Here is a 23,929-nt window from a genome sequence, read left to right as displayed (position 1 = left end):
CTGCAGCTTATTTACCTACCATTCACTTTCAGGGACAAATATGAGAAGTACTGGACTGTCTGAACCACTTGGGGCTAGATAGGTGATGGTCTTTGTTTCTCCCTTTTCTAAAACGCCCAAGATAACTCCCTCCTGGTTGCCCACCAGAACTCCTGCATTAGCTAACAAACATATATCGCCATTAAAGCCCATTAGTGCTCCTCTAAATATTGTGCCCCGCGGATTCAGAAATACTCCAACCCTCTCCTCGGCAGTTAAGGTAATTGTATGGAGAACTCCACGATTTCCATTATTTATAATATATTGTCCAGTAGTATTTTCAAATCCATAGAGAAAATATCCGGGATAAGCATCAGCCCTGCCAATTACCACCTTTTCTGTTTGCTTTCCACTTATAAGGGCATCCATATTAATTCCTGCCTTGCCAAAGGTACCTCTAATATGAGTATTGTACTTGGGCAGTACTGGCAGCTCCTTGTAGGTTTCCAGGCTGCGTCCCTCCTCCATGGCTGCAATTGTAAAGTGAAGCTTATCACTGCAATGAATTTCTATTAAGCCAGCCAGAACCTCGTCATTTTTTAGGGCCCTTTGATTACTATTTAATATGATTCTCTCACCAGGCTGCAGAATTATTTTTTCTCCAGAAGGTTTATTAGCTGCCAGTAGATAAGAAACAACAACCTGCTGTCCAACCTGCATGATATCCAAGGATGGACCAGCCAGTCCACTTCTTAAAAATTCAACTTCTACAGGGGTGTTGGTATTGTTCTCTGCAATGGCCAGTATTCGCAGATTGCCTGGCAGCATATTCCGATGATGATATCTTACCCTGACAAGGCCTGATGCTTCATCATGATACAGGATCCCTGCTGCATCAACTTTTTCTGGATTGTTGCTTGCAATAAGAGTTACATCATCATTGCTTGCAGCTAACACCTGGGCAGTAGGCTTTAAATTATAGTTTATCCTGGTATGGTTTAGGAAGAGCTCCCCTTGAATAGGGTTATTAAATTTAAAGGCTTTTTCACTCATTACTACCTTTTCTTTTACAGTGATATCTATTTCGGCCTCCTTGCTCCAGTTGCCGTACTCATCCCTGACCTGTACAGATACTTTATGGAGACCCGGCCTGAAAAAAGCCCTTGGTTTTTCTCTGGCCGTCTTGTGGTTTTCTCCGTCAAACCATGAGTAAGCCCATCTTACTTCAGTTATCTTCTCCCATTCCTCATTTATCACATTATAAGAAAAATCTATTGCTTCACCAATGGCTGCTTCCTTTTTAGTACTTGCAAAATCAGTAATGACAGGAGGCTCATTTGGCAAAACAGTATAGGTTTGGATAGTTGGCTCACTCCACACATCAAAGGCATTTTTGACCCGCAGACTGAAGGTATAGGTTCCTGAGGACGGCCTGGACATAATTGACCTGGGATCATTAGTTTTAAGTGTTCGCCCATCAGGCATGGTAATCTCCCAAACACGGCTGGTTATGGCATGACCCATTGGGTCATAGCTTGTGTCTTTATATGATAACTCTTGTCCACCTATCAGGCCTTGGGGCAGTTCAAATCTGGCAACAGGCAGCACCTTGACCTGCTGGCTTGTGGAAATGGTCACAGTTCTTTGAACAGTATCATAATTTACTGTACAATTAAACAATTCTGCTATAAGCCTGAGGGGAACATATGTATGGCCAGTTCTAATTGCAGGAGCCACAGGAGGCTTGTATTCAACTCCATTGGCCATGATCCTCTTATTCTTAATATCAATTATAACAGTTTGGGTGCCATCATATATTGATATAACACTAGTGGCAGTGTCCCATTGAACTGATGCATTTAATACATTTTGGCAGATAAACCTTAAGGGAACCATGGTAGTACCATTTTCTATATAGGGTGGTGCCTGTATCCTTACATTTTCACCGCCAATATTTACTATTGGAGAACCCGGCTTTAAAACAATTATCCCCCTGAAATCAGAGTTAGAGGCGTTTGCTGGAAGTGAAATTGAAATACTTAATATGATTGTTAGAACTAAAAGATAAATTAATTTTTTCATCTCTTCCCTCTTTCTGTGGATAATATTTTCTCTTATTAGACGCAAATCTGGCCCAAATGGTTCCATAAATTATAATAAGTTATTAAAAAAAACAAACCTGCGGCCATAAACTACTAGCCGCAGGTTGTCAACCAGGTCTTTATATTTGATATAAAATCCAGTTAGTATTTGTTAAAGCTTATTTAAGTCTGCAGCAGTTCTCTGGATTTCCAACAGGTTATCATTAACACTTTGCAGGGCTTCTGCCTGCTGCTCAGTAACCCTGCTTGTGCTTGAAACAGCTTCTGAAATTGTATCAATTACGGCGCGTATTTCACCAAGCACACTAGATACCGTTAATACTGAATCCCTGGAGTTTGTTGAAAGCTTTCTAATCTCCTCGGCAACAACAGAAAAACCCCTGCCCATCTCACCGGCTCTGGCTGCTTCTATGGCCGCATTTAAACCGAGCATATTACTCCTGTCTGCTATATCTCTTATTATTTTTAAAATGCCATCTGTTTCATCAGCTTTTTGCAGGGCAGTATTTGCTATGTTCTCCATGGATTTTGAATTTGCATCTATTTCTTCGGCACCAGCCGCAAGCTCCTGGATGGCTGCCGATACTTGTTCTATCTGTTCTGATATTTTGCTATTGATAAGACGATTTTTTTCTTCTTGTCTTTTTTGTTGAAGATAATGTGCTATATACAAGCTGATGGTTTTTGAAGCAATCTTAACAATGGGTTTAACTATCTCAGGATCTCCAGCAATACCAACGCTTCCAATTCTTTTTCCTTCAACCTCAATGGGATAATTGTACCCTTTCCTTGTGTCTAAGCCTAATTCTCTATCCCTTTCTTCCTGTTCAGCTGTAATAAGTGCCTCATCTATCACTCCTGAAACAATCTTTTCTCCTCCACCATGTATTCTACCAATACGTTCCTTGATGGTAGCTTCAATTATCTTGCCGCCCTCTCCACAAATTATAATATTATATCCAGTTTCATTAGAAACGATTTTAGAAATTTCTTCAATAACATCAATATTCTCCAACATTATCTGACTCATATGGTCAATCCCTCCAGTATAGCTTTATAATTTTAATAAAATATGATTTCTCTTTTTAACTGCTGGATATGCGTTTATTAATCAGCTTAAACACTTCCATGCAAAGCAGAATTGTAATGCCTAACACCAGGGTTTGCATCCATTGTGTAAAGGTTATTGGTTCAACACTTAGCACCATCTGCATAAATGGTATCTGCATGCTTGCCAGGTGGATAGCCTGGGCTAAAAGTATTGCTATTAAAAGCAGTTTGTTGCTGAAAAAGGGTATTCTAAAGATGGATTTTCTTTCAGATCGGCAGTTTAAAACATGAAAGTTTTCAAAGAAAACCATGAGCAGCAGGATGCTGTTTCTTGCTGCAAACTCACTCCAGCCCAGGGTGCCTACCAGATATGCCCATAAGGAAAAGGCAACAACACCCATGTACAAGCCTGAAACAACCACCTGTCTGATCATCAAGGGGTTGAAAACCCCCTCCTGGGGAGGTCTTGGTTTTCTCTTCATAACATCACCCTCGTTGGGTTCGAAGGCTAGTGCCACATGCTGTACTCCATTGGTAACCATGTTCAGCCAGAGAATTTGAACGGCCAGTAGGGGTATTGGATATCCCAGTACAACTGCCAGGGTAAATAATACTATTTCTGCAAACCCGGTAGAAACTAGCAGGTATATTACCTTGCGGATATTATCATAGGCAACCCTGCCTTCTTCAATTCCTGCCACTATTGACACAAAATTGTCATCTGTCAATACTATATCAGCAGTCTCCTTTGCAGCATCAGTTCCTGTACCCATTGCAACGCCAATGTTTGCCTGCTTTAAAGCAGGTGCATCATTTACTCCGTCCCCGGTAACAGCCACAAAATGACCCTTCTTCATAAGTCCATTTACTATAGACTGCTTTTGCATGGGCTCAACCCTTGCAAAAACCGTTTTAGAGCTTATTAGTTCTGCAAATTTATCCTCTTCAAATTCCTCGCAGCACCTTGCCAGCTCACTGCCTGTAATAACCTGATCTAGAGAGCTTGCTATTCCCAGCTCCCTTGCAATGGCAAAGGCTGTTAAAGGATGGTCCCCAGTGACCATGTTAACCTTAACCCCTGCCTTAATGCTTTTTTCAACAGCTTCTATTGCCTCTACCCTCAAGGGATCAATCATTCCTATTAATCCTAAAAAGGTAAGCTCTTTAAGGTCTTCTTGAGAATACTTTTCTTTTGTTTCCCTTAAGCTTCCCTCTGCAACAGCCAGAACGCGATAGCCCTGATTTGAGAGGTCAACTACCTTCTTTTCTATAGCCCCAGCATCAAAATCTACAATGCCTTCTTCTGTAAGCATTTTGGTACACATGGGGCCAATGGCTTCAAAAGCACCCTTGGCTGCCGCCCGCATTTGGTCTTTCCTCTGGTGGAAGGTGGCTGCAAACCTGGTCTGGGCATCAAAGGGTATTACACCAATCTGGGGGTTTTCCTTTAATAATTCATCCTGAAAAATATTCATTTTAGCACCAAGGACAAGAAAGGCAACGTCTACTGAATCCCCCTGGTGATACCAGGCATCACCTTTTTGATATAGGGTGGCTTCATTACATAAAACAACAGCTTCTACAAAACGCACAATCCTTTGCTTTTCTAAATCATTTGGTATTTTTACTTCTCCCTCAGGATTATATCCTTCCCCACTTACCTCAATGCTTTTGCCATCTGGCAGGCTGATTAGCTTTGCCGTTAATTCATTATGGGTCAGGGTCCCAGTCTTGTCACTGGCAATAACCGTACAGCTGCCTAAACCCTCCACAGCAACCAGTTTTCTAACAATAACGTTACGTTCTGCCATTCTCCGCATACCCACAGAAAGGGCTATGGTTATACCAACTGGCAAACCCTCTGGAATGGCTGATACAGCAAGGGCAACTGCCATGAAAAAGACCTCCTGGGCCTCAATACCCCTCATGAATGCAAGTACTGCCAGAAGTGCAGAAGCCCCAAGAACAACAATGGCAATGTTTCTTGAAAATATTTCCATCCTATGCACAAGAGGTGCCTTGGCCTGGGTTGGTCCTGCAATAACCTCTGCAATTTTTCCTATTTCTGTCTTTAAACCAATATCTGTAACAACACCTAAACCAGAACCCCTTGACACAACTGTGCTTGCAAAGGCAGTATTAATCCTGTCCCCAAGAGAAATATTTTCACCCTGAAGCTTTTCGGTTTTCTTGGTCACAGGAACTGACTCACCGGTTAAAAGGGACTCATCTATTTCAAGGCTGTTTGCCTTGATGAGGCGCATGTCAGCAGGTACCATAAATCCCGCTTCCAGGACTACTATATCGCCTGGAACAATATCCTTAACATCTATTTCGGTTTTCCTTCCCTCTCTTATGACCTGGGCTTTATGGGGCACTATTTTCTGTAAGGCAGCCGCACTTTTTGCAGCATTATACTCTTGAAAAGTCCCAATGACAGAATTGAGAAGCAGAACAAGGATAATAAATCCAGCATCAATGTATTCTTTAAGTACAATGGATACTATACCTGCAACCAGGAGGATGTATATTAATGGACTTTTAAACTGCCTGATAAATATCTCCAGAATTGATGGTGGTGGTTCACTTGGGAGAACGTTATCACCATACTTTTTCTTTCTTTCTTCTACATCACTGGAGCTTAACCCTTTAGTCTGTGCATTTAATTCACTCATTACCTGCTCATAATCACGTAAATGAAAATCGCTCATATCTTCCTAATCACCTTCTTGTCATAAAGTATAATAATGCACCTTATCTCTATACTTCCTCTATTATATACATAAGCTGCCTGTTTTACCAATTGACTTAACTATTATTATATGTTTTAGTCCATAACTTGTGTATGAAAAATAAACGAAGTTTTTTAGAAAATTATAATAAGACTTATTGTTTGAATTATATTTGAATTATTGTTTTAAGAAATCATTTGCAAAAACCATGCTTTATAGACTATAATTGATTCATTAAAAGCATGTAGGAAAAAATAAACTTAATAAAATTGCACTAAGGGGAGTTTCTTTATAGGAGACTGAGAATGCAGGCGAAACCTGCAGACCCTTCGAACCTGAGATGGGTAATACCAGCGGAGGAATAGTGTGGACAGACTGATTTTTATGCGTCTTGGCTATGCTGCTGGGACGCTTTTTATTTTATTAGGTTGATATTTCGCTTACATATTTTTTAATATAATTACAACTTGGAAAAGAGGGACAAAGAAATGACTTTTTGGATTGTTTTTTCTGTAATGTTTTTCATGCTGGCAGCTGTTCTCTACATCTATTGCACCAGGAACACCTTTAATACCCTGGACGGTTTTATAACCGCCAGACATACTTTGAGCACAGGCCCTGCTGTTGCAACAATATTTGCATCAATCATGGGGGCATGGATTCTTTTTAGTCCTGCGGAAGCCGGAACCTGGGGAGGATTGACAGCATTTATGGGCTATGCCGTAGCCCAGGCCCTCGTAGTTGTTGCCTTTGCCATTTTCGGGCCAAGGTTAAGATACCTTGCCCCTAACTGCTCAACCCTGCCTGAATTTGTTTTTTATAGATACGGCAGGGGCATGTATGTCCTTACTTTAATTGTATCCATGTTTTACATGGCTGTTTTCCTTGCCGCTGAATTAACGGGAATTGCCCTGGCAGTATACCTTGTTACAGGGATTCCCTTGTGGATAACAGCCCTGCTCATAGGAGGCTCTACCCTTGTGTATACCACTTATGGCGGCATAAGAGGCTCAATTTTTACAGATACCATTCAAGCAATTCTAATTATACCCTTGCTGCTGTTGGCCTTTTTTGGAACCCTTTCCTCCCTAGGTGGATTTGGTGAGGCTGTTGCGCGTGTAAAGTCCCTGGAGCCTTCACTATTAAGCTTCAAGCATATTGGGGCATGGGAATTTACCGCTACCCTTTTAATTGCTGTTTTTGCGGCAAACATGTTTCATCAGGGACTATGGTCTAGAGTCTATGCCAGCAGGGATACAGCAACAGTTCGCAAGTCCTTTGTTATAGCTGGCTTGATGATAATACCTGTTGTCATGATAGCAGGCTCCTTTGGTCTTATGGCTGTAGCAGAAAACACCTTGACTTCTCCCTCCTCTGCCTTGTTTGAGGTTGTGCTTGCTTCAACTCCAACCTGGGTAATAACAGTTGTATTAGTACTTGCAGTGGCACTTGTTATGAGCAGCGCCGATACACTTATAAATGCCATGACTGGAATAGTAACTGTTGATATAGCCAGGGCACGTAAAGATATCAGCCCTAAAAAGCTTATTGCCTACTCCAGAATTATAACAGCAGTAATTTGTATTCTGGTTATTACCACAGCATCCCAGGGCTATAGTGTTCTTTATTTATTCTTTATAGCTGACCTGGTATGTGCGGCAGCCCTTTTCCCAGTATTCTTTGGCCTGTATTCAGAAAGGTTTCCAGGTTGGGCTGGAGTGGTGGCAGTACTTTGCGGCATCCTAGCAGGGGCTCTTTTGTTTCCCGACCCAGCCTTTACCCGGGGCAACCTGCTTCATTCCTTTAGTTTAGCCTTATTCATACCTATAGTCATATCACTCTTACTTGGCAGGTTTACTTCAAAAACTGTAGATCTAGCTAACCTGCAGGATAAGGTTCATGACGCTGTGAAATAAGTCTCTAACACCCAAAACGCAAGGCCCTTGCTCCCATATTAAATGGTGCAAGGGTCCCCGTTTTAGCAGTTGATTTACCTTACTTATATTGGTTTACTGGCACTATTCTAGCAATATAAAGGTGGTTGGTAAGTACACTACCCCGTTTTCTTCCAGCTTTATCGGTAATATTGAAGTATTCTGTTCTATAATTAATTCCCCTGGTTGACTCCTGGCTGGACCAGTATCTAAAACCAATTATCCTGCTGTCCTCCCTTACCCATTCTAGAAATACACCAATATGGCCTGTATTGTTAGTCCTGGAAAATTGTATGAAATCACCAGGTCTAACTTCCTCAAGATTTTTAACACCCTTGCCTATTCCATATTTTTCCACGGCTATTACGCTATTGCTTTTTTGTGCTCCATCTGCCATGTACCATAAAAGGACAAAGTCAAACAGCTCATTCCAGGACATACCGTTGAAATCATTTGGATCTAGACCGAGCCTTTTGTTTCTTTCCTGCATGGCCTTAAAAAAAACCTCAAAGGTAATCCCAGTACAGTGACTTGCCCTGTTACCTGAGGGGTGGGCCTTGAGCAGCAGCTTGTCCTTGTAGTACAGGTTAGTAGTCACCCCATTATAGTTCTTGTAATCATTATTGAGCAGGTATGGATACTTTCCAATTTCATAATTCTTGATCACATCTAGCACATATGCGTTAAGATATCCATCCAAATTTTTTGCAGGCTTCTCCTGTTTTTGCTCTGGTTTTTGTTCGGGCCTCTGCTCAAACTTTTGCTCAGGCTTTTGCTCCTTGGTCTGCTCTTGCTCTTGTTCCTGTCTTATTTCAGTTTGCTGCTCTCTACTTTCATTGACCCTGGCATCAACAATCCCAGCAGGCCCCTGTTCCCCGGGTTCACCAACACCCTGGCGGCGGCTCTTCTCCTCTTCATTAACGATTGTTTCCCATGGGACATAGCTTTTAGGAATTAGCTTATTCAGGTTTTGAATATCTTTAGTAGGTATATTATCAATAAAATTCCAGTTTTCTCCATGTGTGGATTTCTCCACTGCAGATAGCTCCTCGGCCGCATCTCCAATTCCAGCTTGTGCAGCAACAAGGTTTATGTACAAAAAAAGTACCAAACAAAGGGTTAAAAAAGAATGGCTATGTGTTATTTTTCTAAATCTAGTCTCCAGCATTTCTCCTCCATTTAAGTAATTATGATGATTTTTTGTAAGAAATTGCTTTCCCTGTGATTAATTATACTAGAGTGTTGGACAAGTTTGAATTGGTAATCTTATGTAATCTTATGATGCAGCTTATGAAGCTAGATTAATGTAATATAATATAACATTTTTATGTTAGATTGTTGACAAATTAATTAGTATATTTTATACTATTATCAGAGAAGTTTTGGTGGTGATTGACATGGAGAGAAACAGCAGGGAGCCTTTATTCAGCATAAGTGTGGCAGCCCGTCTTGTGGGAACTAGTATTAGAGTACTGCGTTATTACGAGGAGATGGGTCTTATATCACCCCATAGAACCAGCGGAAATACCAGGTTATATTCAAATAATGATATTAAAAAGCTGCAGTTGATAAATTTACTGCAGAAGGAAAAGGATGTCAATCTATCCGGCATTAAAATAATCCTTGGTATAATAGCGGACCAAAATATGACCGATTCCAAAGTTAAAGAATTATTATTAAAATTTTAATGGAGGGATGATTATGGCCAATATTATTAGAAGAGGACCTTTTAGTGAATTAATGAATATGAGAAATGAAATGGATCGTTTGCTTGGAGACACTTTTAGGCTATTTGACCAAAAACTAGTTGATGGCAGATTTGGCTTAAATCCATCAATGGATGTTTATGAAACTCCAGAGGAAGTTGTTGCAAACATCGATTTGCCAGGAGTAAAAAAGGAAGACATTAAAATCAACATAGTAAATAATGAAGTGTCAGTCTCTGGAGAGGTTACCAGGGAAAATAAAGTGGAAAATGGAACCTACTTTTTACAGGAAAGAAGCAGCGGCAAGTTTTATAGAAGCTTTACTGTAAACACTCCCATTGACACAGACAAGGTTAAGGCAACCTTTAAAGATGGAGTTCTTGAGCTAAAGCTGCCAAAAGCTGAACAAGCCAAGCCAAAGGAAATACAGATTGATGAATAAAATTCGAAAACTAATAAGCAGCTGTTTATTCAAAGGTCATAGTCATAGGTCCGCTATATATAAATACAACCAGGGCTTCCAGCAAAGCCCTGGACATAACTGGATATAAGTGGAAAGTAAAACAACCGCTCCTGCCTAGCAGGGGCGGTTGTTTCATGGGCCTGCAAAATGGCAAAACTTGACCTTAATTCCCCCTTGTTATAAAATATTGTTACTTACGCCCAATCTGAAAGTGCCAGGTCAATAACCTTTCCTGGATTAACGGCTGAACTAGACAGGGTATTCAAATAATTGCATTATCAAGTTCTATTTTTAATTTGTAAGGAGACTAATATGGATATAAAAGAGGTAGTTTATAGCTCACCCATTGGACTCATTCGAATAAAGGGCAGCTTTGAGGGTATTACTTCCATGGATTTCAGCGAGGAGGGAGAAGCATCCAAGGAAATACCCGATTGCCTGATGGATTGTCATGCCCAGTTGGAGGAATATTTTAGGGGTCAACGCAAGGATTTTTCATTAAATCTTATTATTACGGGCACAAGCTTTCAAAGACAGGTATATGAAAAGCTTATCCAGGTACCCTATGGAAAAACTGCATCATATAAGGATATTGCTGCAGCAGTTGGCAATGAAAGAGCAGTTCGGGCCGTAGGTGGTGCAAACAACAAGAATAAACATGCCATCGTTATTCCCTGCCACCGCATCATTGGAAGCAATGGAAGCCTGATAGGCTATGGTTCTGGTTTGTGGAGAAAAAAATGGCTGTTAGAGCATGAACAGGCATTTCTATAATAACCAGCTTTCATCTAACCAGCCTCATCCCTTGGGTTTAAATATGAGGGCGGCTATAAAACCAAACACAATAGCAGCTGATATGCCTGCACTGGTTACTTCAAATATTCCTGTAAGAACTCCAATTGTTCCAGTTCTCTCAGCCTCTCCCAGGGCACCCTTAACTAGAGCATAGCCAAAGCTGCTGATAGGCACTGAAGCCCCTGCGCCTGCAAACTTAATTAAAGGCTCATAAAGACCCAGACTGCCCAATACAGCCCCTGCAACTACCAGGGTACTCATGGTATGTGCCGGGGTTAATTTTAATACATCCATCATTAACTGACCTATGACACAGATTCCTCCACCAACTAAAAATGCAATTAAAAACTTTTCCATGGATTTTTCTCCCTTTCCTAGGCTTCTATTGCTACTGCATGTGCAATACAGGGTATGGTTTCCTTTTGCTGGTATGACAGGGGTGACAATAATGCACCTGTTGCAACAACAAGTATTCTTTTTAATTCACCCTTTTTCAATCTTTTCACGAAATGTCCAAAGGTAACAGTACCCGAACATGCACACCCGCTGCCCCCTGCAAAAACCTGCTGATCCTCTTTATAAATCATCAACCCGCAATCTGTTATTATTTCCTCAGGAATATTCATTCCATGTTTTTTTAACAAGTCTGCAGCAATTGCATGACCTATTTTACCCAGGTCTCCTGTTGCAATAACATCATAATGGGTTGGTTCAATGCCCATGTCTCTAAAGTGGGCTTGAATTGTATCAACTGCTGCCGGTGCCATGGCAGCACCCATGTTAAATGGATCGGAAATCCCCATATCAACAACCCTCCCAACTGTGGCTGCTATTACCCTTGGCCCTTCCCCCTGGTCAGCTACTAGAGCTGCTCCTGCACCTGTAACAGTCCATTGAGCTGAAGGAGGCTTTTGTGACCCATATTCTGTAGGGTATCTAAACTGCTTCTCAACTGAACCGTTATGACTGGAACATGCAGCTAAAGCATTCTTGCCAGCTTTACTGTTAACTATAAGTGAGGCAACTGCAAGACTTTCCATTGAGCTAGAGCATGCTCCGAATACTCCCAGGAAAGGTACACCCAGGGTTCTAGCTGCAAAGCTGCTGGAAATTATCTGGTTCATAAGGTCACCACTTACAAAAAACTGCACATCTTCTTTTTTCATGCCGGCCTTATCAATAGCTATTTCACATGCCTGCTCTAATAATTTTTTCTCTGCCTTTTCAAAGCTCTTCTGTCCTAACCACATGTCTCCATGAAGGAGATCAAAATCATCAGCTAATGCTCCATTGGCCTCAAAGGGGCCGCCCACTGCTGCTGAACCTATTATTACAGGCTGTGACTCAAAAAACCATGTTTGCTGCCCTTTTTGCATATTATATTCCACCCAATCCTTGAATTATCAAAGCAATAATTGCTAGCACAAAGGCTGAAAAAACTCCATAAGTAATTACTGGCCCAGCCACTTTAAACATATTGCCTCCAACACCTAGAACAAAACCCTCACTTCGATGTTCTATGGCTGCTGATGCTAACGCATTGGCAAAGCCAGTGACAGGCACAGCCGTTCCAGCACCAGCCCACTGGGCAATATGGTCATATACTCCTAGTCCAGTAAGCAATACAGCAATAATAATTAAGGTTGCTACTGTAGGGTTGCCTGCTGTAACCTCGTTAAAATTAAAGTAGGTCATATACATCCACTTTAGACCCTGACCAAGGGTACAAATTAATCCTCCGGCTATAAATGCTCTAATTGAATTCATTAATACTGGTCGTTTAAGCTCTCTATCCTTGGCGAACTTTTTATACTCTTGTTGGGTAAGGGTTAGTTTTTTGTTTTTTAAATTTGACATTTGCTTATTCACCTTCTATCCATGGACATCTATGGTTTAATATGCCACATATTTGTTTTATATAGACAAGTAATTGTTTTTCAATGCATAAGATATGGTTCAAGTTTTTTCTTTAAGCTTTCAACCTTTTGTGCATTTTCCATATACATGGCTTTAGCTTCAGGATTCAACGTGTCCTGTGAATAGCTTATCAGGTCTGCATGAATCTTTTCTAAATTTGTATAAACCAACTCTTTTACTTTGGGCATGGGAAGCTGCATGGCATCATCAAAGGTATCTATATATAAGTCTCCCACAGTATCTATTTGGGCAATAAAAACATTATCCAGAGATATACCCTTGCCTTCCAGCTGGCTTTTTAACCATCCCCTGTTTAATCCCATGTTGGCAAGGGGTTCATCCATTATGTTGCCATCCAAGACAACTGTCTGGGGTTCAGTTTGAGGTGCCACTTTTCTACCAAGATCATGGGATGTAATAGGCTTTTTATCTGACTTAAACATGACATTTATGTCACCTGTTGTTTCCATAACGGCAAACTCCACATCTGCAGCATTAAATGCATTTTTTTCTCTTAATGCCCTTAGCAAATCTTCACCTGTAAGTCTGGTCTGCATAAGATTCTCTTCCATAATCTTGCCCTGTTTGATTAATATTGTTTCCTTCCCATGGACCATGTCATGAACCAGCTTACTTTTTATTGAAAGATAGTCTAGAGCAATTGGCAGTCCAATCCATACTATAAGAGCTATAATTCCAAAGGCTGTATCTATTAAATTTAAAACCAGAAAAGCAGTAATAATGGCAATTACTATGTAGTTAACAAATTGAAAGGCAGTCATCCTTGAGGGCTGTCTTTTACCCATTAACCTAACTGCCCCAAGTACTAAACCAAATAATAATATGGCTCTTAATAATATTTCTATCCATTCCTGCATCTGATAACCCCCGCTTAATAGCCTTTATATTGTGGCTCTTCAAATTCCAGCTTTTGTATTCTAGTTTCTAAATCCTCAATAATATCCTCAGAAATATGTACTACCTCGCTAAAAACCTCTCTTGTTTCTTTGTCCCCAGTTTGTGCTGCATAAACGTCCAGAGTTCCCTTAACACCTTTTAAAGCAGCTAATGTTTGTTTCACCTTAGAAATTACGGTCATTTAAATTCCTCCTTGCTAAAATATTATTCCTAAACAAATACAATCTAATTCCCTGAAATTAAATAACCAAAATTTTACTATTAATAAGTACAGCAAAAGGGTTTTTTGCTTGTAAAACTTTGGAATATAAATAGAGAAACACCAGAAACTATATTAAGTCCCCGGTGTTTCTCTATTCTTTCTATATTCTTTCTATATTCTTTCTATATTCTTTCTATATGCTGTTATATTTTCTGCAAAACTCAGGCTTTTTTGTTCAACTAGCGTTTTTTTGCGCTTTTGAGGAAAGTATTGTTATTTCATTAAAATCAGTAATGATGTGATCAGCATCCCTTAAATGTTTAGGGTCCCTTCCAAGATCAACACCTATTGCAGCAAGGGCTCCTGCACTCTTTGCCATCTGCATATCACCGTTGGAGTCACCTATTACTATAAATCTTCCCGGGTTACCCTTTAGCCTTTCACAGGCAAGCAGGGCCATGTCTGGGTTAGGCTTTCCCTTAAGGACCTGATCATCACCTATAATCTCCTGGAAAAAATCCCTTATTTTTAAATACTCCAGGTGTTTTACTGCTGATGCAGTCTCATCAGCAGTAACTACTGCCATTTTCAGGGACAAACTTTTGGCCTTTCTCAAAAACTGCATCAACCCAGGCAGGGGCTTAATGCACCCACTCCAGTCTGTGCTTTCCTCTATTTTTTCATAGCTCATTTGAACTATCCTAACTGCTTCATTCCAGGGCACACCCTGTTTATACAGTTCAAAGGAAAGGATAGATACTATATCATGGAGATTACCTGTCAACATGGGCCCCTTTTTGTCAAATGTACCTGTTAACCAATCATATCCCAGGCTCTTTGCACATTGTAAGGAGTTAAGGTCACATCTATTCCCAAGGCTTTCTATAATTTGTCCAATGAAAACCTTCACCCAATGGCTCCAAAGCTTATCAAAATTTAAAAGTGTACCATCCTTGTCAAATAACATGCCATCTATGTCATATCTTTTTCCCTGGACTTCTATAACAGCCATGGTTAAAATCCTCTCTCTCTGCTTCTTTATATGTACATCTGCTTCTACCAAGATAATAACATAATCATTAGATGCTTTGGTAAAATCAATAAAATCTTTATTTTTTCTTAACCAAATTTTAACCTGGGCTCCTCAAAAAACTAAGTTTCACTCTGCCACGTACTAGAGGTCCGTAATACCTTCTACAACGGACCCTAAGTTGCTGATTAGTTCAGACTATTTTACTTTTTTCATTAGTAAATTTACAAGCAAATATACTGAAATCCCTATTACACCAAGAAACGCAATTCCCCAGACAAGCATCTGGTATTCCATACCAAAACCCCATCCTACCATTGCTGTGTTCACTCCTTAATAACTTGATACTTTTATTAAGTTACCCTTATTTACTCTTTACTATTATTTATTAGGCAAGCTACTCTATAGTCTAACAATACAAGGAGCTATGTATATTAAACCAATAATTTTAAATAATAAGAAAAAGTATTGTATGTAAGGGGACAGACCTCTTTTAATGTCTAACTTTCAGGCTGAGGAATGTCCCCAACTTATGTTATTTTTCACTATTCAAATAAGGTCGGGCCTGTAAACTCAGCAGTAAGGGCATTTACAGCCTTTTTAACCAGATTGTATCTGGCTTCTGCTTCCTCTTCCTTGGAAAGGGCAGGGTTGCCAACGGGATGGGGAATGGCGACAGTAGGTACTATCCTGTTAGCTCCAACTGATTTTGAAATTGTAGTAATTGTAGCCATGTGCACAATGGGAATTCCATACCTTTCAATTTCTTTTACCATGGTTGCACCGCAACGCGTACATGTGCCTCAGGTTGATGTAAGTATAACTCCATCCACACCTGCCTGCTTTAATTCAGCGCCAATTTCTTTTCCGAACTTGACTGAATTTGTTACAGATGTTCCAGTACCAGTAGTTGTATAGAACCAGTCATGGACCCTGCCAATGTACTTTTGCTCCGCCATTTTCTTAAGAATATCCAGGGGAGCTACCCTGTCGGGAAACTTGTTGGCATATACGGGATCATAACCTCCATGTATGGTGCAGAACTCATCAACAGTATCCGGTGATCCTGGCTGCTGCAAAGAGTCCTTTTTACTAACATCATACCTGCACCATTTTTGAGCACTAGCAGACTGGAGCTTATCAGGGTTACCCTTTGGCACCATTCCACCGCTTGTAACTAATGCTATGGCAGCTTTCTTCAAGTCCTTAATTGGCGGAGCAGGCTCTACCATGTCAAAGACAGGCATTGGAAGCTCCGTTTCAAATTCCTGGCCCTTGAGACGCTTAAGCAGCATTTCTACTGCCCTTTGAGAGCCCCTTTTGCTGGCAAATACTGTCTTTCTAATCCCCTGGGGAATATAGCCCTCTTCCTCTGGTGCTCCTAGTTCCACACCCATGGCAACTTTCTTGACAATATTAGCCATGGCAGGCAGCGCCTTTCTCATTCCAGCAGCAGAGCTGGCAACACTAACCACAATTGCCTTGTCCTTGCATAGCTCCACTCCTGGATTTTCAATATACATGCCCGTGACAACAGGTATGTTAAGCTGATCAACAACTGCATTGGCAATTTCACCACAGGCCATACCATATCTGCCGGCATTAAAGGCCGGTCCAGCTACTAGAATATCCGGCCTGGTTTCCCTTACTATATTTAAAATAAACTCCAGGGCTTTTTCTTTATTCTCATTAAAATAATTGTCCCCACAAATGATGGTGCCTATAATCTCTCCCCCTTCATTTGCAGATTTCATTATATCAATTGTTCTAGCATCCCTGGCCGCTGTACATGGGCGATCATCATGGGGAATATCCATGGGCTTAACACTTTTTATCAAACCAGCAAAGCCCTGGGCAGGTCCTACTGCTTCAAGCTTAAAGATAGGCTCCATGCCAGCCTTTTCTTCTCCTCCAACCTGACCAAAAAACTGATTCACATAGTATAAGACTTTAAATTTGCCTTTTTCCTCGTTTAACATGTCCCATCCTCCCTTCGTACTCTTAATATAGTTTACATGTGCAATAATGGAAGCCAATTTCAGAAGTAGACCCAATTATTGCATTTAGTTCACACATTATTTTACCATTATCCTTTAATGACCCATCCCATCCTCCTGCAAGGGTACTAATGGCTGCCACGTTTCCAAGGACTTTTTTAGCAGGTGGTAAGGTAACTAAATGGCTAACATTACCTCCTGAAACTACAGCCACTGCCTCTGGTGCTGTATCAGCCAATGGCTGGGACCTGCCATCCCAACCTGTGCATTCATCTGTTATCAATACAGTCTTAATGCCAGCGCTTTCAAGTCTTTTGCAAATCATGAGCAGGTCTGAATCTGGGTTTCCATAGCCTTCCTCAGAAACTATAGCCCCGTCAACTCCAAGCATCTTGCACAGCTTGGCTGTATAGTCACAGGCAAGGATTTTTCCATCCATTGTGGTATGCTCGGGAGTGAGGATAACTCCTACAAAGTTAAGCTCTTTTCCATGCTGTTCATATAAATCAAGAATTACCGAGTTGTTTTGATGCTGATAAGTAGTTATCTTATCGCAGGCTGCCACGCAATTTCCACTAATTACTGCTCCATCCAATTCTTCATTTGGATGTATAAGGGTTGGCAGTATCTGCTGGGTATTAATCCCATATACATATCCATCATGGAGCAAGCCCTGGGAAATGAGCATTTCCACATAAGCTACTTTAGGTAGATTTGGGTTTTTGGCAGTTTCCTCACTTAAAGTCCCAATTTCATAGGTTAATATTTCATCAGGCTTGACATTTCTGCCAGCCTCACCAACAAAATCAGCTGCCTTAAGGCCCGCTAGTCTAACAGCAGCTTCATGGGCATGTGGATCTAATCCGTCCACAGGGGTAATGTTAACTACCAGGTTACATGTTTTGGAAAAGGGTGTGTATTTTGCACCTTCTCCCCACATGTCTATCAGACCCTCTTGAAAACCAACTATATCACCCACAGTTACAACAGCAGCACCATACAGCACATGGGTTCTTCCTTCCCCAACCTGGGCCATCCTGGACGTTACGCCAGGAAATCCACCACCTGGTCCTGAAACCTTTACCCTTGGTTCAATAACATCTTTTACAGGTATGATTCTTACCTTTTCCCCCGGCAGTGCAATATCAACCTCAACTTCAGCAATTCTTTCATCCTCTTTTAATTTTGCAATTAAAGCTTCCTTGTCTACAAATAAGGTCCCAACCTCTACAACAGTTTTTTCACCAAACTGGATGTCATCAATCTTGATTCTGCCAATTTCTAACTTCAAAATAGTCACCCCCTGAAATATATAAAATAATTATCCAAGACCCATTTTAAAATTCATACCAGATTCAAAAAGCTTCAAATCAATGAGTTTGTAGTCCTCTGCATTTACTTCGTCTACCCTGCGTACAGCCATGTGCCTTTTATATTTTTCAATACTTCCTTCAATAATGTCAACATGGACTGGATTTATTTTACCCCCTGGTCTTTCAACGGAAATTGAGCGATAAGGAGCAAACAGCATTCTTAGACTCGCAGGCAGTGGATGATTTATTAAAACATAACCCTGATGAACTAGATCCCTTACCTTAATTAAAGTGTCCTCTACACTCCCATTAACAAAAAATACTTCAAAATTATCCTTATATTTATCTGATACTAACGGGTTATTTGTTATAATCAAGTAATTCGTAGCTCTCATCCCCTTTCAACCTTAGTATTGTCAATTAGCCTGTGACCAATCAAATGATCAACGCTGAAATACTCAATGTATTTTTTATGTTTTTATATTGTACTTTATATGTATTCTATATTTTTAAATAATTTCCTTCAAGATAACTATAATATCTTGATACCTCAAGGAAAAATTTAGATGCTATTTTAAATTGGTACTTATAAAACAAAACTCCCCTGACTCTTTAATTATCAGGGAAGTAATTTTCATAGAAGCTTCTCTTTTATTTTTTCCACAAACATATCTGTATGCTCCCGGGCATAATACTCTGCCTGGGCCCCGTCTCTTGCTTTCAAAGCATTTAATATATTTGAAAGGGTAACAATAAAAAGATCGATTTCTGTAATGTTTCTTTGAACATAAAACCAAAGTCTCTCTGTATGCATATGTAAATTGTGCAGTATATCAGAAAGACATGGATTATGACAGCTGTCAAAAATAATCTTATGAAAATTACCATCATCAAGGATAATCTGTTTATAGTCCTCTTCTATGTTATAGCACCTTAAACGTTCAATTATGTCTTCTAATTCATTTAGCTCTTTTTCAGATATTCTTTCAGAAGCAAGCCTGGCAGCAAAAGCCTCTATCTGCCTGACCACTTCAAAAACCGACTTCATATAATTAAAATCAATGGGTGCCACCTGAGCACCATATCTTGGAATTATAATTAGAAGTTTATTGGTTTTTAGTTTATCAAAAATTTTTCTAACAGGTGTCCTGCTCAATTCAAATTCATTTGCAATATCATTTTCATTAAGAATTTCTCCAGGACTGTATTCTAGCTGAATTATTCTCTCCTTTAGTATTTCATAAATCTCGTTATTGGTTAGTAACTTTTTTGGCATACACCCATCCCCTTTAATCCCAAACTCAAAAAACATCCTACAAAGTCAGAAATTTCATTCAATAAAACCCATTGCATATAATTATACCATTGAAGTTAATAATGGACAATATATTGAAATCTATTAATAAGTACTTGACTAGATAAAGCCCCGAACACCTTAATTCAAGTGTGTTTCAGGGCTTTATTGTTTTTACAGCTATTTAAGTTTCTGCTCGATTTTAGACCAGCTGTCACGCAGGGAGACTATCCTGTTAAAAATTAATCTTTCACCTGTTGAATCCTTATCAGCACAGAAATAACCTTGTCTTAGGAATTGATATTTATTTCCTGGCCTGGCTTCTTTTAAGCTGGGTTCTACAAAGCACTTTGGAAGCTTCTCTAGAGAATTTGGGTTTAAGTTTTGGGTAAAATCTTTCTTTTCCTCCTCTTCCTCACCATCTGTGCCGTTATCTGCAAGGAGGTAGTCATAAAGACGTACTTCAGCCTCTAAAGCATGTTGGGCAGATACCCAGTGCAGGGTTCCCTTGACCTTTTTACCGCTTGTGTCTTCCCCACTTTTTGTCGCCGGATCATAGGTGCACTGGATTTCAACAATTTCTCCATTGTCGTCCTTAATAACATTCTCACACTTAATAATATAGGCGTGTTTTAGTCTTACTTCTTTGCCTGGAGCAAGGCGAAAATATTTTTTGGGCGGATTTTCTCTAAAATCATCCTGTTCAATGTATACCACACGGGAAAAAGGGATTTTCCTTGAGCCCATTTCAGGATTTTCCGGGTTGATTTCAGCATCAAGGTCTTCCACCTTTTTCTCTGGATAGTTTGTAATGACCACTTTTAAGGCCTTGAGGACTGCCATCACCCTTGGAGCTTTGTAATTTAAATCCTCCCTGATGCAGTGCTCAAGCATTGCAACATCAACCATACTGTTGCTTTTTGCAACACCAATGCGGTCACAAAAGTCTCTAATAGCTTCAGGTGTATACCCTCTCCTTCTTAACCCGGAAATGGTAGGCATCCTGGGATCATCCCATCCCTCTACAAAACCTTCTTCTACCAGTTGCCTCAAATAGCGTTTGCTCATAATTGTATTGGTCAGGTTTAACCTTGCAAATTCTATCTGCTGTGGACGGCTTTTAAAAAATTTGCATCCTTCCAGGGAATCTAAAACCCAGTCATACAGGGGTCTGTGATCTTCAAATTCTAGTGTGCAGATAGAATGGGTTATCCCTTCAATAGCATCAGATATGGGATGGGCATAATCATACATTGGATAAATGCACCACTTGTCCCCGGTCCTATGATGTACAGCTCTTAATATTCTATATAATACAGGATCCCGCATATTCAGATTGGGTGATGCCATGTCAATCCTTGCTCTAAGCACCCGGGAGCCATCTGCAAATTCTCCTGCCCTCATGGCCTTAAAAAGCTGCAGGTTTTCTTCAACTGTCCTGTCACGATAAGGACTGTTTTTGCCTGGCTGGGTAAGGGTGCCGCGGTATTCTCTAATCTCTTCTGCGCTTAAATCACAAACAAAAGCCTTTCCATCTTCAATAAGCTGGACTGCACACTGGTAAAGCTCTTCAAAGTAATCTGATGCATAGAACATCCTGTCTTCCCAATCAAACCCCAACCACCTTACGTCCTCAATGATTGAATCAACAAATTCCACATCCTCCTTGCTGGGATTTGTATCATCAAACCTTAAGTTGCATTTTCCCCCGTTAGCTGCTGCAATCCCAAAGTTCAAGCATATGGATTTGGCATGTCCAATATGTAAATATCCATTTGGCTCAGGCGGAAATCTCGTGTGAACTCTCCCACCATATTTGTTAGTCCTCATATCTTCATTTATAATATTTTGAATAAAGTTTGATGACATATTTTACCTTTCCTCCTTGGCACTTCTTACCATTTTTATGTGAGGCTAATCACCATGCTAGCCGCTGCCAGCCCGTTATTTAAGGTTCGTTATCTTATTATCTTACTATTATATCATATCCAAATGGTTTTTTATTCATTTTGCTCCTTATTTTGCTCTTTATCCACATCTATTCCAACCATTTTCATCAAATACATTGCATTTCTGGTAGTTGATACTCCAGGACGGAGCTTGTAGTCAAAGAATATTTGTCCATCCTGGTAATGCTCCCGAAAATTAAAATTTTTCATGGCAAGGTTTTCCTCGTGCTCCAGGCAGCCTAACTCAAGGTCATGGGTAGACACCAGGCCAAAGGCTCCCTCCCTGCTGAGTTTTTTCAGGAGAATTCTGGCACCAGTGTGTCTATCTGCAGAATTTGTTCCTTTAAAGATTTCATCCAACAGCACCAGAATCTGGGTGCCTTCTTCTGCCGCCCTCTCTGCTGCTTTTACAATTTTGGAGATTCTTAAAAGTTCGGCGTAAAAGGAGGACAGGTTCTTTTCAAGATTGTCTCTTGTCCTCATACTAGTATGAATCTCCATAAAGGAACAGCGAAAAGCTTCTGCACAGACAGGAGAACCCGAATAGGCCAGGACCAGGTTAATACCAACGGTCCTCAGCAGGGTACTTTTTCCTGACATGTTGGAACCTGTAATTATCAAAAGAGCTTGGGACTTTTCAATTGCAAGGTCATTACATACTCTCCCCTGGGTTATTAATGGATGTCCCATTCCTTTGCCCCATAATCCGGTCCCATCCTCAACAATGATGGGAAATGCCCATTTGGGATTATCATGCCTGATATTGGATAAGCTGGCCACTGCTTCTGCCTCGGCTAATATCTTAAACCACTGGCGCAGACTTGCTCCCGAGCTGTGCTTCCATCCCTCAAGCCTTGCAAGATTCTGGTAATCTGATAATAGCAGGATATTGATAATAATATAAAACTGATTGTTCCTGTTGGATATTGCATCAACAATTTTTTCAAGGTGGCTGATTTGTGAGTGGGCACCTTTCCCCCCCTTGCCCCTAAGGCCCCTTTGAAGTTTCCGTAAATAGTCTGTTTTAAAAACCTCATTTTCAAAGGTGGCAAAGAGTTTAGTATAAGCCCTTAAATTGGCCCGGTATTTATAAGCCATTTCGAAAACCCTGGCTCTTTCCTTACCCCGATACATGAGCAGGAGGATATGTATGACAACAGCAGTTACAGGTAGATGATAGGAAAGTACACCAAGGACATTTAATACAATAAAAGACATGGTTGCTAGGGGAAGTATTCTAAACCCTGCAATAACATGCTTCTTTAGATAAAAATCACTGCCCGCTTCCGCCCAGAAGCATAAATCCTCTGGATCATGCATTTCTCCTGAAGCCATGAGCCCTTCAGCAAAAAACTTCTGCCTCCAATCTAATCTTGCTGCCATCTCCTCTAGTGCCTTCTGCCTGGCATATATCTCATCCTTGCTGCTAATTGGATTTGCAATGGTTTCTGCTAGTCTTTGCCTGCCCCAAAAGGTGGTTGCAAAGCTGGTCCATTGAAACAAGGAACCCTGCCCAAAGATATCCAGATCCTGGCTGTAGCTGTGATCCTCATCAATGAACTCTTCACCCTTATCCCTAAACCCTGTCCATTTTCCCTCCACCCGCTTTACAGCATCTGCATTTATTGAAGCCATGGTCAAATAAAACCTGTGCTTATACCTGGCATCCTGGTGGATTTTAATCAGGTATACAAACAAAAGTGCTGCAACAATGAAAACTCCAGCTGCCAGATAGTATTTTTGCAGCCAGTATAAATAAGCCGTCAATCCTGCTCCAGCAGCAAAGACCAACAGCCTTAAATGACTGATAGAATTTACAGTTTGCTGCTGATTTTTAGCCTGCCCGGTATATTTGTTTTTCCGGTTAGTATATAGTTGTTTAAGTTCCAAGTATTTATCCTCCAGCTTCTTAATCTTAATTTACTTTCGCCAAAAAGGTATATAATCCTTTTATGGTTATGCCTTACCTTCAATATGTAATCTGATTAATTTTATTTAGCACATAAAAGAAACTTTATCATATTATGTATTGGCAGGTAATTTATGTTAATACATGACTCTATTATGGTTGATACGTATGGGCTTTTAGATTTGCAATACTATCTGTATGCTGAAAGGAGGAATATAATTGGCTACAACATTATTTAAACTGGTTATGAATGCTGTTACTACAACAGATACCGACACCAATCCGGAAGTTGAAAAGTACTTTTATAAGTTAAGAGCAGCTGAAAGAACTTCTGCCACCATCACTATTCCGGCAGTCCGTTTTACAGATGATGCTGGTAATACTATGACAGGTAATCTAACAACTGTTTCAACTGACAATGGTTATTACTTACTATTTGTCAACGGTGTTCTACAACAGTCCAGCTTATTTACAGTCAGTGCTGGGGGTTCTCAAGTAGTTATAACTCAGGGCTCCACAGTTCCAGTTAGTGCTCCTATAACTTTAGCTGTAAATAATTTTGCACCCGTTTCTACTTCTACAACTACAGTAACAACATAGCAGAAAAATATAAAAAGGATGTTTACTTTAAAGCACATC

Annotated in this window: 21 protein-coding genes and 1 riboswitch; of the genes, 5 read left to right on the top strand and 16 right to left on the bottom strand. The window is 40.3% G+C overall.

The features are described from left to right. Positions 1–15 precede the first annotated feature (15 nt). From K364_RS0100335 to K364_RS22270, 3 genes are all read right to left on the bottom strand, one after another. On the bottom strand, positions 16–2,061 hold the full coding sequence (locus K364_RS0100335; RefSeq protein WP_028306364.1) for a stalk domain-containing protein: 2,046 nt from the start codon (positions 2,059–2,061) through the stop codon (positions 16–18). A gap of 171 nt (positions 2,062–2,232) precedes the next feature. Continuing rightward, on the bottom strand, positions 2,233–3,111 hold the full coding sequence (locus K364_RS27460) for a methyl-accepting chemotaxis protein (RefSeq protein ID WP_028306363.1): 879 nt from the start codon (positions 3,109–3,111) through the stop codon (positions 2,233–2,235). Between the two features lie 55 nt (positions 3,112–3,166). Next, entirely contained in the window at positions 3,167–5,842 is a 2,676-nt protein-coding gene (locus K364_RS22270) for a cation-translocating P-type ATPase (protein WP_035267357.1), read from the bottom strand. Positions 5,843–6,130: 288 nt separating this feature from the next. Next, positions 6,131–6,242, top strand: a riboswitch (TPP riboswitch). A 109-nt stretch (positions 6,243–6,351) separates the two neighbouring features. On the opposite strand from K364_RS22270, the gene K364_RS0100320 reads away from it, so the two are divergent. Then, complete coding sequence (locus tag K364_RS0100320; protein ID WP_035267356.1) at positions 6,352–7,779, top strand: sodium:solute symporter family transporter; 1,428 nt, start codon at positions 6,352–6,354, stop codon at positions 7,777–7,779. A 79-nt stretch (positions 7,780–7,858) separates the two neighbouring features. Here the strand turns inward: K364_RS0100320 and K364_RS0100315 are convergent, their stop codons facing one another. Further along, positions 7,859–8,965, bottom strand: coding sequence for a hypothetical protein (locus tag K364_RS0100315; protein ID WP_028306361.1), 1,107 nt, complete (start codon positions 8,963–8,965; stop codon positions 7,859–7,861). A 229-nt stretch (positions 8,966–9,194) separates the two neighbouring features. Here K364_RS0100315 and K364_RS22265 point away from each other — a divergent pair, with 229 nt between their 5' ends. The 3 genes from K364_RS22265 (at position 9,195) to K364_RS0100295 (ending at position 10,740) form a co-directional block, all read left to right on the top strand. Continuing rightward, positions 9,195–9,485 (top strand): MerR family transcriptional regulator, encoded by a 291-nt coding sequence (locus tag K364_RS22265; protein ID WP_051533692.1) that lies wholly within the window; start codon positions 9,195–9,197, stop codon positions 9,483–9,485. Between the two features lie 13 nt (positions 9,486–9,498). Beyond that, entirely contained in the window at positions 9,499–9,945 is a 447-nt protein-coding gene (locus K364_RS0100305) for an Hsp20/alpha crystallin family protein (RefSeq protein WP_028306360.1), read from the top strand. A gap of 333 nt (positions 9,946–10,278) precedes the next feature. After that, positions 10,279–10,740, top strand: a complete 462-nt coding sequence (locus K364_RS0100295; protein ID WP_028306359.1) for a methylated-DNA--[protein]-cysteine S-methyltransferase — start codon at positions 10,279–10,281, stop codon at positions 10,738–10,740. Positions 10,741–10,764: 24 nt separating this feature from the next. On the opposite strand, the gene spoVAE is transcribed toward K364_RS0100295, so the two are convergent. The 12 genes from spoVAE to K364_RS0100225 all read right to left on the bottom strand — a co-directional run bounded on the left by spoVAE (position 10,765) and on the right by K364_RS0100225 (position 23,271). Continuing rightward, positions 10,765–11,118 (bottom strand): stage V sporulation protein AE, encoded by a 354-nt coding sequence (gene spoVAE / locus K364_RS0100290; protein WP_028306358.1) that lies wholly within the window; start codon positions 11,116–11,118, stop codon positions 10,765–10,767. Positions 11,119–11,135: 17 nt separating this feature from the next. Then, positions 11,136–12,137, bottom strand: a complete 1,002-nt coding sequence (spoVAD, locus tag K364_RS0100285) for a stage V sporulation protein AD (protein WP_028306357.1) — start codon at positions 12,135–12,137, stop codon at positions 11,136–11,138. A gap of 1 nt (position 12,138) precedes the next feature. Beyond that, entirely contained in the window at positions 12,139–12,618 is a 480-nt protein-coding gene (gene spoVAC, locus K364_RS0100280) for a stage V sporulation protein AC (RefSeq protein WP_028306356.1), read from the bottom strand. Between the two features lie 80 nt (positions 12,619–12,698). Next, the gene (locus K364_RS0100275) at positions 12,699–13,556 is read right to left on the bottom strand and encodes a DUF421 domain-containing protein (RefSeq protein ID WP_028306355.1); all 858 of its coding nucleotides are present in this window, start codon (positions 13,554–13,556) and stop codon (positions 12,699–12,701) included. A gap of 14 nt (positions 13,557–13,570) precedes the next feature. Then, complete coding sequence (locus K364_RS0100270) at positions 13,571–13,777, bottom strand: DUF1657 domain-containing protein (RefSeq protein ID WP_028306354.1); 207 nt, start codon at positions 13,775–13,777, stop codon at positions 13,571–13,573. A gap of 256 nt (positions 13,778–14,033) precedes the next feature. Next, the gene (locus tag K364_RS0100265) at positions 14,034–14,810 is read right to left on the bottom strand and encodes an HAD family hydrolase (protein WP_028306353.1); all 777 of its coding nucleotides are present in this window, start codon (positions 14,808–14,810) and stop codon (positions 14,034–14,036) included. A 563-nt stretch (positions 14,811–15,373) separates the two neighbouring features. Continuing rightward, positions 15,374–16,807: a glycine/betaine/sarcosine/D-proline family reductase selenoprotein B gene (locus K364_RS0100250; protein ID WP_084295409.1), complete on the bottom strand. Its 1,434-nt coding sequence runs from the start codon at positions 16,805–16,807 to the stop codon at positions 15,374–15,376. A 22-nt stretch (positions 16,808–16,829) separates the two neighbouring features. After that, on the bottom strand, positions 16,830–18,116 hold the full coding sequence (locus K364_RS0100245; RefSeq protein WP_028306350.1) for a glycine/sarcosine/betaine reductase component B subunit: 1,287 nt from the start codon (positions 18,114–18,116) through the stop codon (positions 16,830–16,832). Between the two features lie 30 nt (positions 18,117–18,146). Then, positions 18,147–18,533: a GrdX family protein gene (locus K364_RS0100240; RefSeq protein WP_028306349.1), complete on the bottom strand. Its 387-nt coding sequence runs from the start codon at positions 18,531–18,533 to the stop codon at positions 18,147–18,149. 239 nt (positions 18,534–18,772) lie between these two features. Then, a complete protein-coding gene (locus K364_RS0100235) occupies positions 18,773–19,414 on the bottom strand; it encodes a GntR family transcriptional regulator (RefSeq protein WP_028306348.1) in 642 nt (213 codons plus the stop codon). Between the two features lie 198 nt (positions 19,415–19,612). Further along, positions 19,613–21,301 carry a glutamine--tRNA ligase/YqeY domain fusion protein gene (locus tag K364_RS0100230; protein ID WP_028306347.1) on the bottom strand — a complete coding sequence of 563 codons (1,689 nt, stop codon included), beginning with the start codon at positions 21,299–21,301 and terminating at the stop codon, positions 19,613–19,615. 131 nt (positions 21,302–21,432) lie between these two features. Next, positions 21,433–23,271, bottom strand: coding sequence for a MutS family DNA mismatch repair protein (locus K364_RS0100225; protein WP_035267349.1), 1,839 nt, complete (start codon positions 23,269–23,271; stop codon positions 21,433–21,435). Positions 23,272–23,509: 238 nt separating this feature from the next. Between K364_RS0100225 and K364_RS0100220 the strand changes: the two genes are divergently transcribed. Further along, on the top strand, positions 23,510–23,890 hold the full coding sequence (locus K364_RS0100220) for a DUF4183 domain-containing protein (protein ID WP_028306345.1): 381 nt from the start codon (positions 23,510–23,512) through the stop codon (positions 23,888–23,890). Positions 23,891–23,929 lie beyond the last annotated feature (39 nt).

This window comes from Desulfitibacter alkalitolerans DSM 16504 (assembly GCF_000620305.1).
GTDB classification, from domain to species: domain Bacteria; phylum Bacillota; class DSM-16504; order Desulfitibacterales; family Desulfitibacteraceae; genus Desulfitibacter; species Desulfitibacter alkalitolerans.
This window is presented reverse-complemented; position numbering and strand designations above follow the sequence as displayed.

Bases quoted from the DNA above. Each gene is read 5' to 3' on its own strand.
- K364_RS0100335 (WP_028306364.1), bottom strand. From the start codon at position 2,061: ATGAAAAAATTAATTTATCTTTTAGTTCTAACAATCATATTAAGTATT.
- K364_RS27460 (WP_028306363.1), bottom strand. From the start codon at position 3,111: ATGAGTCAGATAATGTTGGAGAATATTGATGTTATTGAAGAAATTTCT.
- K364_RS22270 (WP_035267357.1), bottom strand. From the start codon at position 5,842: ATGAGCGATTTTCATTTACGTGATTATGAGCAGGTAATGAGTGAATTA.
- K364_RS0100320 (WP_035267356.1), top strand. From the start codon at position 6,352: ATGACTTTTTGGATTGTTTTTTCTGTAATGTTTTTCATGCTGGCAGCT.
- K364_RS0100315 (WP_028306361.1), bottom strand. From the start codon at position 8,965: ATGCTGGAGACTAGATTTAGAAAAATAACACATAGCCATTCTTTTTTA.
- K364_RS22265 (WP_051533692.1), top strand. From the start codon at position 9,195: ATGGAGAGAAACAGCAGGGAGCCTTTATTCAGCATAAGTGTGGCAGCC.
- K364_RS0100305 (WP_028306360.1), top strand. From the start codon at position 9,499: ATGGCCAATATTATTAGAAGAGGACCTTTTAGTGAATTAATGAATATG.
- K364_RS0100295 (WP_028306359.1), top strand. From the start codon at position 10,279: ATGGATATAAAAGAGGTAGTTTATAGCTCACCCATTGGACTCATTCGA.
- spoVAE (WP_028306358.1), bottom strand. From the start codon at position 11,118: ATGGAAAAGTTTTTAATTGCATTTTTAGTTGGTGGAGGAATCTGTGTC.
- spoVAD (WP_028306357.1), bottom strand. From the start codon at position 12,137: ATGCAAAAAGGGCAGCAAACATGGTTTTTTGAGTCACAGCCTGTAATA.
- spoVAC (WP_028306356.1), bottom strand. From the start codon at position 12,618: ATGTCAAATTTAAAAAACAAAAAACTAACCCTTACCCAACAAGAGTAT.
- K364_RS0100275 (WP_028306355.1), bottom strand. From the start codon at position 13,556: ATGCAGGAATGGATAGAAATATTATTAAGAGCCATATTATTATTTGGT.
- K364_RS0100270 (WP_028306354.1), bottom strand. From the start codon at position 13,777: ATGACCGTAATTTCTAAGGTGAAACAAACATTAGCTGCTTTAAAAGGT.
- K364_RS0100265 (WP_028306353.1), bottom strand. From the start codon at position 14,810: ATGGCTGTTATAGAAGTCCAGGGAAAAAGATATGACATAGATGGCATG.
- K364_RS0100240 (WP_028306349.1), bottom strand. From the start codon at position 18,533: ATGAGAGCTACGAATTACTTGATTATAACAAATAACCCGTTAGTATCA.
- K364_RS0100235 (WP_028306348.1), bottom strand. From the start codon at position 19,414: ATGCCAAAAAAGTTACTAACCAATAACGAGATTTATGAAATACTAAAG.
- K364_RS0100230 (WP_028306347.1), bottom strand. From the start codon at position 21,301: ATGTCATCAAACTTTATTCAAAATATTATAAATGAAGATATGAGGACT.